The sequence below is a fragment of the Klebsiella sp. Q11 genome (assembly GCF_964241505.1).
Classification (GTDB): domain Bacteria; phylum Pseudomonadota; class Gammaproteobacteria; order Enterobacterales; family Enterobacteriaceae; genus Klebsiella; species Klebsiella michiganensis.
The window spans coordinates 1-13,049 of the sequence record NZ_CAXSXW010000017.1 but is presented as its reverse complement, the minus strand read 5'-3'; the positions used below and the strand labels follow the sequence as shown (position 1 = coordinate 13,049).

Genomic DNA, 13,049 nt, shown 5'->3' with positions numbered 1-13,049 from the left:
ACGCCTTGAAGTTGTATTTTTAAATTGTGAATAACAGGAGAGGTTCCATGAAAAAAGAAATTAAGGCGCTTGTAGCACGGCGCTTCACTCAAGCAGAAATTGGGCGGCACTTAAACGTAAGCCAGCAGACCGTTTTTAAATGGTTAAGGAAACAAGTTCCATCTGGTCGGGTTATCCCTCTTTGCCAATTGATGGGCTGGGAAGTAACCCCCCATGAATTGCGTCCAGATCTTCATCCAACCCCTATCAGTGGAATACCTGAAGGCGTCATCGTGCCACAACGTCAGTCAGCCGAGGTGAATCATGAAAATCAGGCATGAGCTTATTCGCGAGGCTCTGAATGCCTGGGCGCTTTATCCCGGCGGCCGTAAAACGCCAGCCGCGGCGATTGTAGAGGCGTATTTCTCAATGGGTATGACTACTCCTGAGCTTTACGACGAAAGCCACCCTGACGCGCTGAGCCGCAATATCCAGAAGATTTACCGCTGGGTTGAAAGTGACTCGCCCGCATCAGTCGAAAAAATCGCGCAGCTTCTTCCTGCCATTGAACGGGCTATGCCTCCGTTACTGCTGGCGCGGATGCGTAGTTATTACTCTGCGACGTTCCGCGAACTGCTGCAGCGCAAACAGCGGGTGGATGACGAAATGGAGGCGTTGTTCGGCGCAATGATTGCTATGTCTGGCCGGATTGCTGGTGGTGGTCCGTCCGGTAACACGCTGACCCACTAAGCGAGGAACTGACTATGTGCAACCCGTCTGCAGCTGAATTGATCGCCCGCCTGAAAAGGGCTTACCCAGCCTATACGCCGTCCGAAGGTGACAGTGCATCGAATGGTATCCCTAAAGCGGGAGCGCGGTTTAAGCACAGACGCAGGGGCCATATGGTGACGGTAATCAACGCTACTGAGAAAGACGTTTCATACCGGACAGCGTGCGGGACAGCGTGCTGGATGGGGTTACGTGAGTTTTTACGGAAATACAATGAGGTTTCGGTATGAGCAATCAGGTGTTTGACATTGTTCAGGCCATGTCAGGTCAGGGGAACTGCATCACGATCCCCGGACCGTATCTGGATTTCTTTGCAGGAGACAGGCAACAGCATTTGCTGGCCGCCATTCTCAATCAGCTGGTGTTCTGGTCCGGTAAGTCGAGCCTGGACGATGGCTGGTTTTACAAAGAGCATGCAGCGCTTGCGAAAGAGATTCGCGCTAAAGATGGCGACGTGGTCCGGAAGGCTATGTTCAAGATTACAGAGGGGTACCTGCCGGGGGTAATTGAAGAGGAATTACGACAGGTAAATGGTACTCCGAAGAAGCATTACCGCGTTGATCAGGATGCTCTCATCTCCAAAATATTCCCGCAAGTGGGGATTTCAAGTAAGTCATTGAAAGTAATGGAAACGGCTCTTGAGCCGAATGGAAACGGCTCAAGAGCCGAATCGAAGCAAGTTATTGAAAGTAATGGAAACGGCTCTCAAGCCGAATGCATTAGTCCCAAGAGCCGAATGGAAACGGCCCAAGAGCCGAATCCTGGAAACGGCTCTCAAGCCGAATCCTATCTCTATACAGATCTTAAAAACAGATCATTACATACAGATCATAAAAACCACGCGGGAGAGATTTCTCCTGTGGATAACTTCCCAGAATCAGGTCGGGAAAATAACCTCCCTGACGCTACTGAAGACAGCATCCTTTCGACCGAAGAAGACTTCGATCTGGCGATGTGGTTCTGGTCGACCATCATCGAAATGTACGAACGTGCCGCTGAATTTGACGGCTCTCTGGCAAAACCGAGAGAGCCAAACTTTGTCGCCTGGGCTAACGAAGTTCGTGAGCTGCGGCAGGAGCACGGCTGCAGCCATGACCAAATTCGCATCATGATTGAGCGCATTCAACGCGACCAGTTCTGGTGCTCCCGAGTTCAATCCCTGAAAACACTACGCAGCAAATGGCCTGAGCTGGCGCTGAAGCTGTGTCCTGCCAACCTGGCAACCGGCGGCTCATTTGGCGTGAGCAAACCGGATACCAACATCCCGAAAGGTTTTCGGGGCTAAGGATTTTTGATGAAAAAGAAATCTCAGAAAACCAAATATCGCAATGAAATTACGGCGCTCGAATTTCTCCGGGCAAACCCTGATTTGACCACGCGGGAGATCGCCAATGCTCTGGGTCGCGGTATGGCATCAGTGAATGGCCAACTTCGCCAGCTGCATGGGACGGGCAGATTACCCAAAGCGGGCTGCGTAATGGCGTGATCACCTGGCGGTTTAACGATATGCCATTTGGCTGTGCTAACCGTATCCGGATGACGTTTGAAAGCCTCCTGAAGCAATGCCGTACAGCAGCCTGATCCCAACTTAAACGCGAGAATAAATCTGATGGAAAAAATCACTGACGTACTGAACGAGCTGGGGAAGGTGACGTGTCGCGACCTGGCTGGATATTTTGACCTGCAGCCGCCTGAAATGCTGGCACGCCTGTTGGTGCTGGAGCGTGAGGGCAGGGCGAAAAACCTGAACGGTTACTGGATGGCTGGTGGAGATGCTGTACCGACCAACCTGTCTCACAACCTCACAGCGATAGATATCAAGCTGCTCCAGTCTGTTCCGGTTGGCGTTTGGTTTGACTGGCAGTCGCTGGTGGGAACGGTCGATCGGCCTCGCTATCGCTGTGATCGCCTGGTGGTTGCCGGGTTTATGAATTTGAAGGTTTGTAACCCTGATAGCCCGTATTACAGCACGAAATTCATCAAACTCCGTGAGGTGGCTAAGTGAAATTACCTGTATGCCCGAAGTGCGGGTTTGCCCCGGAGTTTAGCTGGAAGAATTACACATTCGGCTCCTGCTCAGTTTCCCTGATGTGCCCATATGAGCACCATCGCGTAGAGCATGGTTACTGGGCTGGTGGCAAAGAAAATGCCCGGAAGGCGATAGAGAAAAAATGGGTGGCGGAAGTGAATAATAACGAGGTTAAAAATGGCTAATTCATTCAGACAAATGCGCGATGGCGACATCATCAAGCGCACCGATAGTGGCATGTTCATCCGCATTGACGGGCTTCATGTTAAATCTGACTTCAATCGCCGTGAAGACGACGAACGTACCCGCCAGGCTGATGATGAGTTGTTTGGCTACCTGATGAACGGCGGCACGGTTCCTCCGCTGGAAGTGGTTGTCCGTGATGAGGGTGGGGTGTGGATTGTCGAGGGCCATCGCCGTCACCGCGCATATCTGCGCTGCCGAGAGGCAGGAAAGCCAGTTGAGCGCATCCAGATTATTTCCTTCACCGGCAATGACGTTGAGCGCATTGCTCGCATCATGACGAGCAACAACCAGTTGCCTCTGACCGCGGTTGAACAGGCTGCAGTAGTGAAAGACCTGGCAGCATTCAACCTGACCACTGCGGAAATCGCAAAGCTGGTGCACAAGTCGATCCCGACGGTTGAGAAGCTGCTGACACTCAGCACGGCGGACCACGCTATTCAGAAGAGCGTTAAATCTGGTGAGGTCTCGGCATCTGTCGCGGTAGACCGCATCAAAGAGCACGGTGAAAAGGCTGGTGAGGTGCTGGCTCAGGATAAGGCCAAGGCAGCAGCTGCAGGCGTTAAAAAGGTCACCAAATCGTTTGTGTCGCCGGAAATCAGCGTGAAGAAAGCCCGCCGCGCGGTAGAGCTGCTGGCGCTGGCACAAATCAGTGACGAAGGCGTTATTGCCCTGGATGGACTGGCACTTGCTGAAATGCTGGAAATTATCGACGAACAGAAAAAAATCTCTGCGGATCGCAGCAAGGCGGCAGCATGAACATTTCAACGGTAAAAGAGCTCATCACCTCCCTGGAGAGTGCAGGAGAGCTGTCAATCAAGGAGCGGAAGTATCTGGAGCTGGCTAAGGCTTACCAGCAGCTGGCTGCGGAGAATGTGATCAGGCAGGAATTCGTCAAAATCTGTTTCCGCGCAGCAGCAGATGGTGCATCGCTGGATGGCGCAGATATTCAGGAGATAGGTGAGCGCCTCGGGCTGTTTGGTCGCGAGACATACCAGCCTGTGCTGCATGGGTATATCTGTGGTCATGAGGCTGGCGAAGACAGCGTGTATGTGATGAAAAGCTCGCCCGCCACCGATCGAATCTATGCCGGGATTAAGGCTGATGGCCGCGTTGAAGGTGCGCACTTTGTGGCTAACCGAATGCTGGCCGCCTGGGATGCTGGTTTTATCGAAGACACAGCCAAAAACGCTGCCGATATCGCTCGCATGATTCTCACCTCAACCGAGTTTATGGCGGGTGCGCCAGTGGGAGACTTCGACCGCTCTTTTGCTGATGGCATCCTGGAAGATATCGCTAAGCAGCTGCGCGAGGGGGCCAAATGAGCAACGCTATCGATGCACATCTCACCGATGAAGTGATCAACGCCGCATTCGAAAACACTAACTTCGGGCGCGACGACTTCCGCACTATCCTGGCCGAAACCGTTATGAAACGTGCCGCCGGTTATCACTCTGGCTGGACGGCGACGACCATTTGTACTCGCCTCAAGCTGTTAGGGAAGCAGGAGAGGCCAACAAAACTCGGCCTGACTTTTGCCTTTCACCACTACTACCGCCAGAGCGTCCACGATGCGCTGATGCCAAAACAGGGGCGTGCAGCATGACTGATATCACCAAACTGGCGCAGAGAGAGCAGTTGAAAGAGAAATTCGAAGCGTGGCTGTCTGAAAAACCGCTATATGCAAGATACATGCATTGGTGTGACTCGCTCAACGCTTATGACTACACCGGCATCCAACTAGCATGGGAGGCATATCAGGCCGGTGGAGTTGAACTGGTAGAGGCGCTGGAGAAGGCGCAGCAGCAAAGTAAAAGCGACTTTGAAATCAAAGCCCGTCTCTGTAAAGAGAGTAATAGCCTACACGACAGGTTGAGAGAAGCAGAGAAGCGCATCGCCGAGCTGGAGTCCCGCACCGTCACCGTGAGTAAATCCGACATATTTAACGTTCCTGGCGGTGAAACTTACGGTGACGGCGAGATGATACCCGTCAATACCCTCTGCCTTTACCTCGCAGAGCATGGCATCAAGTGGGAGGCTGAGTGATTCGTAAATCATCAATATCAATCGCGATCGCTCTTGGCTCGATAGCATCTTACCAACCTGCTGAGGCCATCCCTATTAAAGAGCTTGAACCGCAACGTTACCCAGACCCCAATCGGCATACGGGAAAAGCGGCAGAGCGTCGCAACGCTAAGCGCCGCAGGAGAGCAAAGAAATGACCAGCAAATTAACCAGAGAAGAGAATGTTCAGGCTGTCTTTGATTTAAAAGCCGGCTACAAATTGGGGCTCGCCGATGTAGAGATTCTCAAGCGAGTAGCCAGCATGGCGCTGGCAGCAATGGACAGCGAGCCGAGCCGTAATCCTGTGCTGGCGTATGCCGACAGTTATCGCGATATGGCAAAACAAGGTGTTGAGTCAGTTCCAATATGGAGCGTCATCACCGACCTTGAGCGCAACATAGCGCCGCTATATCGCCAGGCGCAGCCAGCGCCGGTAGTGAACGAGGATTTATACATACTCGCTAATCACATAGCCAGCAGCAAAAGCGGGCTGCCTGATGAATGGCTGGACTGGGCCGAGGAACTGGAAACTGATATTCGCCGCGCCGCCATGCTCCAGGCTGACAACGATGAAATTGGCTCATGGAGTAACGGCAAGAACACCCCGACAAGTACTTCAATAACGCCTGCGTCACCAGACAGAAAACTGACCGACGATGTGCTGGATGAAATTATCGCCGGAGCTAAAACATCGATGGAGCAGTACCTTGCTCTGTCGCTAAAGGCAGAACGTGAGGTATGGCGGAAGGAAGGCCCCACCGACGACGAGCGCATTATGGCTATCGAGGGCATTCATAACTGTGAACGGTGCGGGGATGAGATGGATATGGGCGCCAGAATAACAAGCCATCGGTTTAAGGTCTGACGCATGCCTTACAAACTCGAATCCGTAAAACGCAAACATGCTATTTGCTATCAACAAATCTAAGGTTTGTTATTTATGCGAATGATAACGAGGAAAAAGCCAGCCTTCACCGAGCTGTATCAAACCGGCGTATTAACGCGTATCGCCGCGGTAAAAAGTCCTGATGGTGGCGGCTGGCGGTTATTTGGTCTTTGGCGCGATAAGGAAATCGCGGTTTTTGTCGAGGCCGCCCGCGGTGGCGTTAGGGAGTGGTCTGGTCTGGACTATCTCGCCAGTTTCTGCGCAAGTTGCGGAATCAGTCTGTGGGAGATTCATAACAAGGTCGAACAAAAGTTACCAAATTGATAGCTCACATCCAGCAAGCTGATTTATAATAATCACATCGGCTGAACACCGAATCTATGGCGCCATCACCGGAGTAATGTGATGACGCAAAAACGCAGTAACGCCATTCTACGCCGTGCCTTTGTGCGCGGTGTTTCCGTTTGTCTGTCGCACCCAGGTGGTGCGATATGAGAGACCCCCGTCGCAGATGCAAGGCCCCCGGCTGCGGTGCCTGGTTTAACCTTACCTATTCTAATGTTTACTGGTGCTGTGAAGAGCATAAACGCCAGTACCTGGCGCTTCAGCGCGATAAACAGAAAGCCAAAGCACAAGACCGGTTAAAAAATAAACCCGTTCACCGTATTCGCCCTGAGCTGCCAACGGCAGAAAAACCCCTCAGTCACTGGCTTGACGTAACCGAGCGGGTTGTGAATACCCTTTGCCGTGAAATAGCTCTTGCTAATGGCGAAGGATGCATCTCATGCGGTACTCACTCTGCTGCTGTCTGGCACGCCGGCCATTACCGGACCGTCGCCAAAGCCTCCCACCTGCGGTTTACCCGCATCAATATCAATCTCCAGTGTGATGACTGCAACGTAGGCAAGTCAGGAAACATCAAAGCCTACCGCATAGGGCTGGTGGCGAAAATCGGTGAAGCCGCAGTGCAGGGGCTTGATAACGACAACCGTATTCACCGCTGGACCATCGAAGAGCTGGAAGCCATCCGCACCGAAGCATACGCCGACTTGCGGGCGCTAAAAAAAGCACAGGAGGCTGCATGACAAATTGTTACTGCGAATCCCTGGCTGCTCAGCGCATAGCACCTGCCCATTATTTAAAAGAGGTTGGAGACCAGTGGCGAACTCCGGATCTGCTGTTCTGGGGTATCAATGCGATGTTTGGTCCGTTGGTGCTTGACCTGTTCGCTGATGACAGCAATGCAAAATGCCCCACCTGGTACACCGCAGAAGATAACGCGCTGACGCAAGACTGGTCTGGTCGTCTGGCTGAACTCGGTGGCGCAGCATTCGGAAATCCTCCATATAGCCGCTCTCAGTACCACGAAAAGCAGGCCATTACCGGCATGGCGCACATCATGAATTACGCGGCTGCGCAACGCGAGCGGGGCGGGCGCTATGTATTCCTGGTTAAGTCAGCAACGAGTGAAACGTGGTGGCCGGAAGATGCGGATCATGTCTGCTTTATCCGGGGGCGAATTGGTTTCGATCTGCCTGTCTGGTTTAAGCCTGCGGATGAAAAACAAAAGGCGACTAGTGCATTTTTCGCAGGTGCTATTGCCGTATTTGATAAGACCTGGCGAGGCGAGCGTTTTAGTTACATCAATCGAACTGATCTTGAAGCAAAAGGCCGCGCATTTATGACACTGGCACTGTTTGCCGCTGGACAGCAGAAAATAAAAAATGAGGTGAATGAATGATCAACCCTTCTGAAGTTGGTAAGTCAGGTGAAATGGTTCGCCTCCGCACTCTGGAAAGTATCTGGATACAGGGAAAGCTACGCATGTGGGGCCGCTGGTCATATATCGGTGGCGGCAGTGGCGGCAATATGTTTAACCAGTTACTGTCCTCCGGGAAAATCACTAAGACTGCTATCAATGAGGCGCTACGCCGCATGAAGAAGTCCGGGATAACTAAGCCTGAACTTGAAGCCTTCTTTAAAGAAATCCTTAACGGTAAAAATAAAAGTGGCCTGGCATTTTGTACTGACGAGGAGGGATTGAAAATTGACTCAGTGCTTAGCACCGAGCTTGTGCGCTCCGGGAATAAAGCTCTCTATAAGCTAATCAAGGATCGGTATGTCTATCGCACGAGTAAGAAGTCGATGGCGAAAGAGCTAAACGAAAAGCATCCAGAATGGTGCTTGAGGACTTGCGAGAGCAGGGTTGATGTTTGGCTAAATTTGGCAGAATCGATGCTTTACGCGCCAATGTGTGACGCGTTTGGCACAAATAGCGACAGATTTTACTTGAATAGTTGCGCGGAAAGTGCTTGAATTGTGATAGGCTCGGGACGTTAAAGCGAACTGAGCAGCAAGAAAAAATTAAAAGCCCAAGGTTAACCCCCTTGGGCTTTGTCATTTCTGCAATCTCAGCGCTGTTTAAAGGTTTCATACCCACAGCTGGAGCATTTGTAATAGTCTCTCTGAACTCCCAACCCAATGAAATCTGGGTCATCTACGGTTCGGTCAAGGCTATAGCTCATCTGTGAGCATCTGGGGCATTTCTCCCCACCGCTGGATTTGATATATGCCTCAAGCTCGGCGACCTGCTGTTTGAGACGATCCACTTCGTCGGGCACTGTTTTTAACCTTTTCCACAGTGGGATTTTTTCCAGTAAAGAATCCAGTTCGGAGAGTATCCCCATGAGTCACCTCGTTAATAAGACGCTAGTTACGACAGGCGGTATTACGCTATGCAAGCCTGATATTTATGCCCTTGATATCACTACTGATGATAAGGGGAGTAAAGAACTCTACATTCTCAAGAATGGCGAAGAATTGATCCACTTCGAACTTACAGAAGAGAGTACGGAAAAGTTGTTATCCTTGCTCCGAAAGTAGGTCTATTTGCATTGCATCAGTACCCCTGTCACATCGTCGTATAGCAGAAAATGAAAACCAACAAGCCTCAGCACTCGCTGGGGCTTTTCTATTTCAGGCTCACGGGAATCATCCTCGACGTGCGTTGTTGTTAATCCAGCCCGTGAAGCCTGACCTTTTCCAAACACACAGCGCCATCCGTCATTAACGGAGGTGAGGCTATGACAAAAATGAGCACCATTTACAGCAGACTCTCATACGGCACAGGTACCGCGCTGACGGGCTGCGGTGTCTCAGCAAAGGCTTACGCCGATGTAGCAAAAACAGAGGTATGGATTTTGGCCGACAAAGTGGCGGGTATGAGCCTGAGTGACTGGGCGATCGTTGTCGGTATTGCCTGCACGATTATCACCTGCGCCGTTAACTGGTATTACCGTCGCAAAGAGAGGGAGGACAGATTAAATGGCAATGTCACCAGCGCTCAGAAATAGCATTATCGGAGCCCTGGGTACGGGCGCCATAGGTATCGCTACCGTCATGGTATCCGGCAAAACGGGGCTTGAGGGCCGCGAGTACGTCGCCTATCGCGACATCGTCGGTGTTGTAACGGTCTGCGATGGCCATACGGGATCGGATATTGTCTGGGGTAGGCGGTACACGGATAAAGAGTGCGACGCGCTAACCCGGCGCGATATACAGCGCATAGCCGCGCAGGTCGATCCGCATATCAAAGTTCCGACCACAGAAACCCAGCGCGCAGCCATTTACTCATTTGCCTATAACGTCGGCGCCACTGCAACAATTAACTCCACGCTGCTGAAAAAGCTGAATGCCCGCGACTATGCCGGTGCCTGTGCAGAGTTGAAGCGCTGGGTCTATGCCGGTGGTCAGAAGTGGAAAGGGCTGATCAATCGCCGTGATGTCGAATATCAGGTATGCACCTGGAGCCAGAAATGAACATGATTTGCTTCGTTATAGCTGCGTTCCTTGCTTTCAATGGTAACGATGCGTGGCCGTGGTTTCTGGCTGTCGGGGTAATCATGTCATGAGCCGCTTAACCGCCATTATCAGTGCAGTAGTTATCTGCCTGATAGTCAGCCTCGGCTGGCTGGCCAGTCACTACCACAGCAACGCCACCGAGTTCAAAAAGCAGCGCGATAAAGCGACTGAACAGCTCAGCCTGGCGAAAGACGCCATCGCTGACATGCAGACTCGCCAGCGTGACGTAGCCGCGCTGGATGCCAAATACACCGGAGAACTGGCAGATGCTAAAGCCACTATCGATCAGCTTGAGCGTGATGTTGCTTCTGGCAAGCGTAGGTTGCAGCTCAACGCCAACTGTCCCGCGAACGGAGCGACCGCAACCGGCGGCATGGGCGATGCTTCCGGCCCCCGACTTACTGACTCCGCTGAGCGGGATTATTTCACCCTCAGAGAGCGAATCAACACCATCACCGGGCAAGTGAGCTACCTGCAGGACTACATCCGCACGCAGTGCCTGAAATAAGGGAATCATCATGCTGCTGATTTCACACTCTATAGCGGGAAGAAGCCCATACCCAAAGCCCAAACAGGACAGCCCCATGAATATGCACGCTAATTTCGGTCAACTTTCCGTGGCGCTAAAAGCAAAAATGCCAACGGCCAACGAACTTTTTTCCATCGTAAAGCAGGTTGAAGATGAAATGGCTGGCAAGCCGCTCAATGCCGAAACAGCCTATACCTTCGTAGAAGAGGTAAAAAAGCGAGTGGCTGATCTAATTGTTATTGAAGTTGACTGACGGCATTACAGGAGCCCTTCTACGAGGGGCTTCGATAATGTCTACGTGAGGGAATAATCATGGCAACACCGGACTGGGAGGCCATCGAGTCGGCATACCGGGCCGGAGTCCTTAGTCTCCGTGATATAGGCGAGCAATACGGCGTAACTGAAGGGGCTATCAGGAAGAGAGCCAAAAAGTTTGCCTGGGTACGCAATAGCGGTACGCAGGTACGCAAAAATGGTACGCAAAGTGGTACGCAAAAAGGAAAGGTGCGTACCAGCGAAAAGCCCGCCAGTGCTGGCCGTACGCAAAAAAGTACGCAACAAAAAGCTGAACCTCCAGCAGATACGAAACCGATACGCGGGGTGCGTACCGATCCCCCGACTAATCCATTCCAGCGCGGGAATCAGGAAGCGTTAAAGCACGGCGGATACGCACGTCGAATGCTTTTTAAAGATGACGTCATTGAAGACGCAAGGGTATTGCAACTGGAGGATGAGCTATTTCGACTCCGGGCAAATAACCTGACAGCTGCCGAGAATATAGGCCGCTGGTTAACGCTGATGGAAGATGCTGAAAGTGATGAGGCGCGGGATAAGTTGGCAGCGCTTATGGTTGCCGCTGATAAAGCAATGATGCGTAACACCGTACGTATTGAGTCCATCGTGGGAACTCTTGCCACGGTCGGGAAAATATTTGCTGATACTGATTACCGCAAAGCCGCTACTGACAAGGTATCACTGGAGGCAGATCGCTTGCGCCGTGATGCTGGCATAGATGATGGTAACGGAGAGCGTGACCTCAATGACTTCTACTCTGACATCCAGACCGACGTTAAATCCGGTCCTGAGGGGCTTTTGGACGACGCAGGCGCGTAACAAGATCCTTTTCGGTGGCCGGTCATCGTCAAAATCGTGGGATGCCGCGGGAATTGCAATATTCCTGGCAAATAAATACACCCTCCGTTTCTGCTGCGCCCGTCAGATCCAGAACAAAATTGAGGAGTCGGTATATACCCTGCTCAAAATACAGATTGACCGGTTTGGCCTGCGGCATCGTTTCCGTGTTCTGAACAACAAAATCATTAACCGGGTGACCGGTTCTGAGTTCGTGTTTTACGGCCTCTGGCGCAATATCGAAGAGATTAAGTCGCTGGAGGGTATTAGCGTGCTGTGGCTGGAAGAGGCCCACGCGTTGACGGAATACCAGTGGAAGATACTTGAGCCTACCATCCGTAAAGAGGGCTCAGAGTGCTGGTTCATCTTTAACCCTGGGTTAGTCACCGATTTTGTGTGGCGTAACTTTGTGGTCGATCCTCCAGAAGATACGCTGATACGCAAAATCAACTACGATGAAAACCCGTTCCTGTCAGACACAATGCTGAAGGTTATCGAAGCCGCTAAGCGACGTGATCCGGACGGGTTTAAACACGTCTACGAGGGCGTGCCTGAATCCGATGATGATGCGGCCATTATCAAGTTGTCATGGATAGAGGCGGCGGTAGACGCGCATAAGGTCTTGAACTTCGAGCCCAGCGGACGCAAGCGCATTGGTTTTGACGTCGCCGACAGCGGAGCGGATAAATGCGCCAATGTCTACCGTCACGGATCAGTCGTGTACTGGGCTGATGAATGGAAGGCGAAAGAAGACGAATTGCTGAAGAGTTGCCAGCGCACCTATCAGGCAGCAATGGAACGTGAGGCGGATATCGTTTACGACTCTATAGGTGTCGGCGCATCTGCTGGTGCCAAATTTTCAGAGATAAACGAGGATCGCAAGCGAGAGAACATGTACGCCTCGCACATTAACTACCAGCGGTTTAATGCTGGCGCCGGCGTAAATGAGCCGGAAGAAGAATATATTGGCATTCCGAATAAAGACTTTTTCGCAAATCTTAAGGCACAGGCATGGTGGCTGGTAGCTGACCGTTTCCGCAACACCTTCAATGCCGTCAATAATGGCGAGCAGTATCCGGTTGATGAACTGATAAGCATTGACTCATCCTGTCCGTTGCTGGAAAAGCTAAAGCTGGAACTCACTACGCCCCATCGCGACTTTGATAAAAACGGACGCGTAATGGTAGAGAGCAAAAAGGATCTGGCTAAGCGTGACGTTCCATCTCCTAACGTTGCTGACGCTTTCATCATGGCGTTTGCACCGACGGATTCCGCACTGGATATCTGGGAGTCTTTGGGATAGCGGGAAACGTCGGAAATGGCTGTTTAAGCCTGAAAAATGGCTATGCATTTTACCTCCCATTTTATGCATGATTTATTCACTCTGTTTTGGCCGTTTTCGACAACAAAACCGTCTCAATAATGCCTTTCACCGCTATTCAGTGATGAGTGCCGATCGCGTTGTCAAGGCTCAATTGAAATGTCCGTTATCCAGCTCAATTAAAATGACCACTTTGATCTCTCATTCTCTTTACTGA

20 protein-coding genes and 1 pseudogene are annotated in these 13,049 nt (G+C 51.6%); all 21 read left to right on the top strand.

Features of this window, described 5'->3' with window-relative positions:
• Positions 1-47: 47 nt before the first annotated feature.
• The 21 genes and pseudogenes from ACESQ2_RS23260 to ACESQ2_RS23160 all read left to right on the top strand — a co-directional run bounded on the left by ACESQ2_RS23260 (position 48) and on the right by ACESQ2_RS23160 (position 12,814).
• On the top strand, positions 48-320 hold the full coding sequence (locus tag ACESQ2_RS23260; protein ID WP_241721965.1) for a YdaS family helix-turn-helix protein: 273 nt from the start codon (positions 48-50) through the stop codon (positions 318-320).
• Entirely contained in the window at positions 304-729 is a 426-nt protein-coding gene (locus tag ACESQ2_RS23255; RefSeq protein WP_064794122.1) for a toxin YdaT family protein, read from the top strand. Before ACESQ2_RS23260 ends, ACESQ2_RS23255 begins: the two co-directional genes overlap by 17 nt.
• Before the next feature lie 265 nt (positions 730-994).
• Positions 995-2,053 (top strand): hypothetical protein, encoded by a 1,059-nt coding sequence (locus tag ACESQ2_RS23250; protein WP_373171375.1) that lies wholly within the window; start codon positions 995-997, stop codon positions 2,051-2,053.
• 9 nt (positions 2,054-2,062) lie between these two features.
• Entirely contained in the window at positions 2,063-2,254 is a 192-nt protein-coding gene (locus ACESQ2_RS23245; protein ID WP_373171374.1) for a hypothetical protein, read from the top strand.
• Between the two features lie 123 nt (positions 2,255-2,377).
• Entirely contained in the window at positions 2,378-2,773 is a 396-nt protein-coding gene (locus tag ACESQ2_RS23240) for a hypothetical protein (protein ID WP_373171372.1), read from the top strand.
• Complete coding sequence (locus tag ACESQ2_RS23235) at positions 2,770-2,982, top strand: hypothetical protein (protein ID WP_373171370.1); 213 nt, start codon at positions 2,770-2,772, stop codon at positions 2,980-2,982. The genes ACESQ2_RS23240 and ACESQ2_RS23235 overlap by 4 nt, the downstream gene beginning before the upstream one ends.
• Complete coding sequence (locus ACESQ2_RS23230; protein WP_373171369.1) at positions 2,975-3,799, top strand: ParB/RepB/Spo0J family partition protein; 825 nt, start codon at positions 2,975-2,977, stop codon at positions 3,797-3,799. The genes ACESQ2_RS23235 and ACESQ2_RS23230 overlap by 8 nt, the downstream gene beginning before the upstream one ends.
• On the top strand, positions 3,796-4,365 hold the full coding sequence (locus ACESQ2_RS23225; protein ID WP_373171368.1) for an ead/Ea22-like family protein: 570 nt from the start codon (positions 3,796-3,798) through the stop codon (positions 4,363-4,365). The genes ACESQ2_RS23230 and ACESQ2_RS23225 overlap by 4 nt, the downstream gene beginning before the upstream one ends.
• Positions 4,362-4,646 (top strand): hypothetical protein, encoded by a 285-nt coding sequence (locus tag ACESQ2_RS23220; protein WP_373171367.1) that lies wholly within the window; start codon positions 4,362-4,364, stop codon positions 4,644-4,646. Before ACESQ2_RS23225 ends, ACESQ2_RS23220 begins: the two co-directional genes overlap by 4 nt.
• Positions 4,643-5,086, top strand: a complete 444-nt coding sequence (locus ACESQ2_RS23215) for a hypothetical protein (protein WP_373171366.1) — start codon at positions 4,643-4,645, stop codon at positions 5,084-5,086. The genes ACESQ2_RS23220 and ACESQ2_RS23215 overlap by 4 nt, the downstream gene beginning before the upstream one ends.
• Before the next feature lie 172 nt (positions 5,087-5,258).
• On the top strand, positions 5,259-5,969 hold the full coding sequence (locus tag ACESQ2_RS23210) for a hypothetical protein (protein WP_373171365.1): 711 nt from the start codon (positions 5,259-5,261) through the stop codon (positions 5,967-5,969).
• A 75-nt stretch (positions 5,970-6,044) separates the two neighbouring features.
• Positions 6,045-6,314, top strand: coding sequence for a hypothetical protein (locus ACESQ2_RS23205; RefSeq protein ID WP_368971042.1), 270 nt, complete (start codon positions 6,045-6,047; stop codon positions 6,312-6,314).
• 167 nt (positions 6,315-6,481) lie between these two features.
• Positions 6,482-7,075, top strand: a complete 594-nt coding sequence (locus ACESQ2_RS23200; protein ID WP_373171363.1) for a recombination protein NinG — start codon at positions 6,482-6,484, stop codon at positions 7,073-7,075.
• A pseudogene (locus tag ACESQ2_RS23195) lies at positions 7,072-7,704 on the top strand (phage N-6-adenine-methyltransferase); the annotation flags it as partial. The gene ACESQ2_RS23200 and the pseudogene ACESQ2_RS23195, both read left to right, overlap by 4 nt.
• Positions 7,705-7,727: 23 nt before the next feature.
• Positions 7,728-8,306, top strand: a complete 579-nt coding sequence (locus tag ACESQ2_RS23190; RefSeq protein ID WP_373171361.1) for a DUF1133 family protein — start codon at positions 7,728-7,730, stop codon at positions 8,304-8,306.
• A 767-nt stretch (positions 8,307-9,073) separates the two neighbouring features.
• Entirely contained in the window at positions 9,074-9,343 is a 270-nt protein-coding gene (locus tag ACESQ2_RS23185; protein ID WP_373171360.1) for a phage holin, read from the top strand.
• Positions 9,315-9,809 carry a lysozyme gene (locus tag ACESQ2_RS23180; protein WP_373171359.1) on the top strand — a complete coding sequence of 165 codons (495 nt, stop codon included), beginning with the start codon at positions 9,315-9,317 and terminating at the stop codon, positions 9,807-9,809. The genes ACESQ2_RS23185 and ACESQ2_RS23180 overlap by 29 nt, the downstream gene beginning before the upstream one ends.
• Positions 9,810-9,897: 88 nt before the next feature.
• Complete coding sequence (locus tag ACESQ2_RS23175) at positions 9,898-10,359, top strand: lysis protein (RefSeq protein WP_373171357.1); 462 nt, start codon at positions 9,898-9,900, stop codon at positions 10,357-10,359.
• Between the two features lie 76 nt (positions 10,360-10,435).
• Positions 10,436-10,633 (top strand): hypothetical protein, encoded by a 198-nt coding sequence (locus tag ACESQ2_RS23170; protein WP_373171355.1) that lies wholly within the window; start codon positions 10,436-10,438, stop codon positions 10,631-10,633.
• A 347-nt stretch (positions 10,634-10,980) separates the two neighbouring features.
• Positions 10,981-11,493 carry a hypothetical protein gene (locus ACESQ2_RS23165; RefSeq protein WP_373171434.1) on the top strand — a complete coding sequence of 171 codons (513 nt, stop codon included), beginning with the start codon at positions 10,981-10,983 and terminating at the stop codon, positions 11,491-11,493.
• Entirely contained in the window at positions 11,420-12,814 is a 1,395-nt protein-coding gene (locus ACESQ2_RS23160; RefSeq protein ID WP_373171354.1) for a PBSX family phage terminase large subunit, read from the top strand. Before ACESQ2_RS23165 ends, ACESQ2_RS23160 begins: the two co-directional genes overlap by 74 nt.
• Positions 12,815-13,049: the final 235 nt, after the last annotated feature.

Bases quoted from the DNA above. Each gene is read 5' to 3' on its own strand.
- ACESQ2_RS23260 (WP_241721965.1), top strand. From the start codon at position 48: ATGAAAAAAGAAATTAAGGCGCTTGTAGCACGGCGCTTCACTCAAGCA.
- ACESQ2_RS23255 (WP_064794122.1), top strand. From the start codon at position 304: ATGAAAATCAGGCATGAGCTTATTCGCGAGGCTCTGAATGCCTGGGCG.
- ACESQ2_RS23250 (WP_373171375.1), top strand. From the start codon at position 995: ATGAGCAATCAGGTGTTTGACATTGTTCAGGCCATGTCAGGTCAGGGG.
- ACESQ2_RS23245 (WP_373171374.1), top strand. From the start codon at position 2,063: ATGAAAAAGAAATCTCAGAAAACCAAATATCGCAATGAAATTACGGCG.
- ACESQ2_RS23240 (WP_373171372.1), top strand. From the start codon at position 2,378: ATGGAAAAAATCACTGACGTACTGAACGAGCTGGGGAAGGTGACGTGT.
- ACESQ2_RS23230 (WP_373171369.1), top strand. From the start codon at position 2,975: ATGGCTAATTCATTCAGACAAATGCGCGATGGCGACATCATCAAGCGC.
- ACESQ2_RS23225 (WP_373171368.1), top strand. From the start codon at position 3,796: ATGAACATTTCAACGGTAAAAGAGCTCATCACCTCCCTGGAGAGTGCA.
- ACESQ2_RS23220 (WP_373171367.1), top strand. From the start codon at position 4,362: ATGAGCAACGCTATCGATGCACATCTCACCGATGAAGTGATCAACGCC.
- ACESQ2_RS23215 (WP_373171366.1), top strand. From the start codon at position 4,643: ATGACTGATATCACCAAACTGGCGCAGAGAGAGCAGTTGAAAGAGAAA.
- ACESQ2_RS23210 (WP_373171365.1), top strand. From the start codon at position 5,259: ATGACCAGCAAATTAACCAGAGAAGAGAATGTTCAGGCTGTCTTTGAT.
- ACESQ2_RS23205 (WP_368971042.1), top strand. From the start codon at position 6,045: ATGCGAATGATAACGAGGAAAAAGCCAGCCTTCACCGAGCTGTATCAA.
- ACESQ2_RS23200 (WP_373171363.1), top strand. From the start codon at position 6,482: ATGAGAGACCCCCGTCGCAGATGCAAGGCCCCCGGCTGCGGTGCCTGG.
- ACESQ2_RS23190 (WP_373171361.1), top strand. From the start codon at position 7,728: ATGATCAACCCTTCTGAAGTTGGTAAGTCAGGTGAAATGGTTCGCCTC.
- ACESQ2_RS23185 (WP_373171360.1), top strand. From the start codon at position 9,074: ATGACAAAAATGAGCACCATTTACAGCAGACTCTCATACGGCACAGGT.
- ACESQ2_RS23180 (WP_373171359.1), top strand. From the start codon at position 9,315: ATGGCAATGTCACCAGCGCTCAGAAATAGCATTATCGGAGCCCTGGGT.
- ACESQ2_RS23175 (WP_373171357.1), top strand. From the start codon at position 9,898: ATGAGCCGCTTAACCGCCATTATCAGTGCAGTAGTTATCTGCCTGATA.
- ACESQ2_RS23170 (WP_373171355.1), top strand. From the start codon at position 10,436: ATGAATATGCACGCTAATTTCGGTCAACTTTCCGTGGCGCTAAAAGCA.
- ACESQ2_RS23160 (WP_373171354.1), top strand. From the start codon at position 11,420: ATGACTTCTACTCTGACATCCAGACCGACGTTAAATCCGGTCCTGAGG.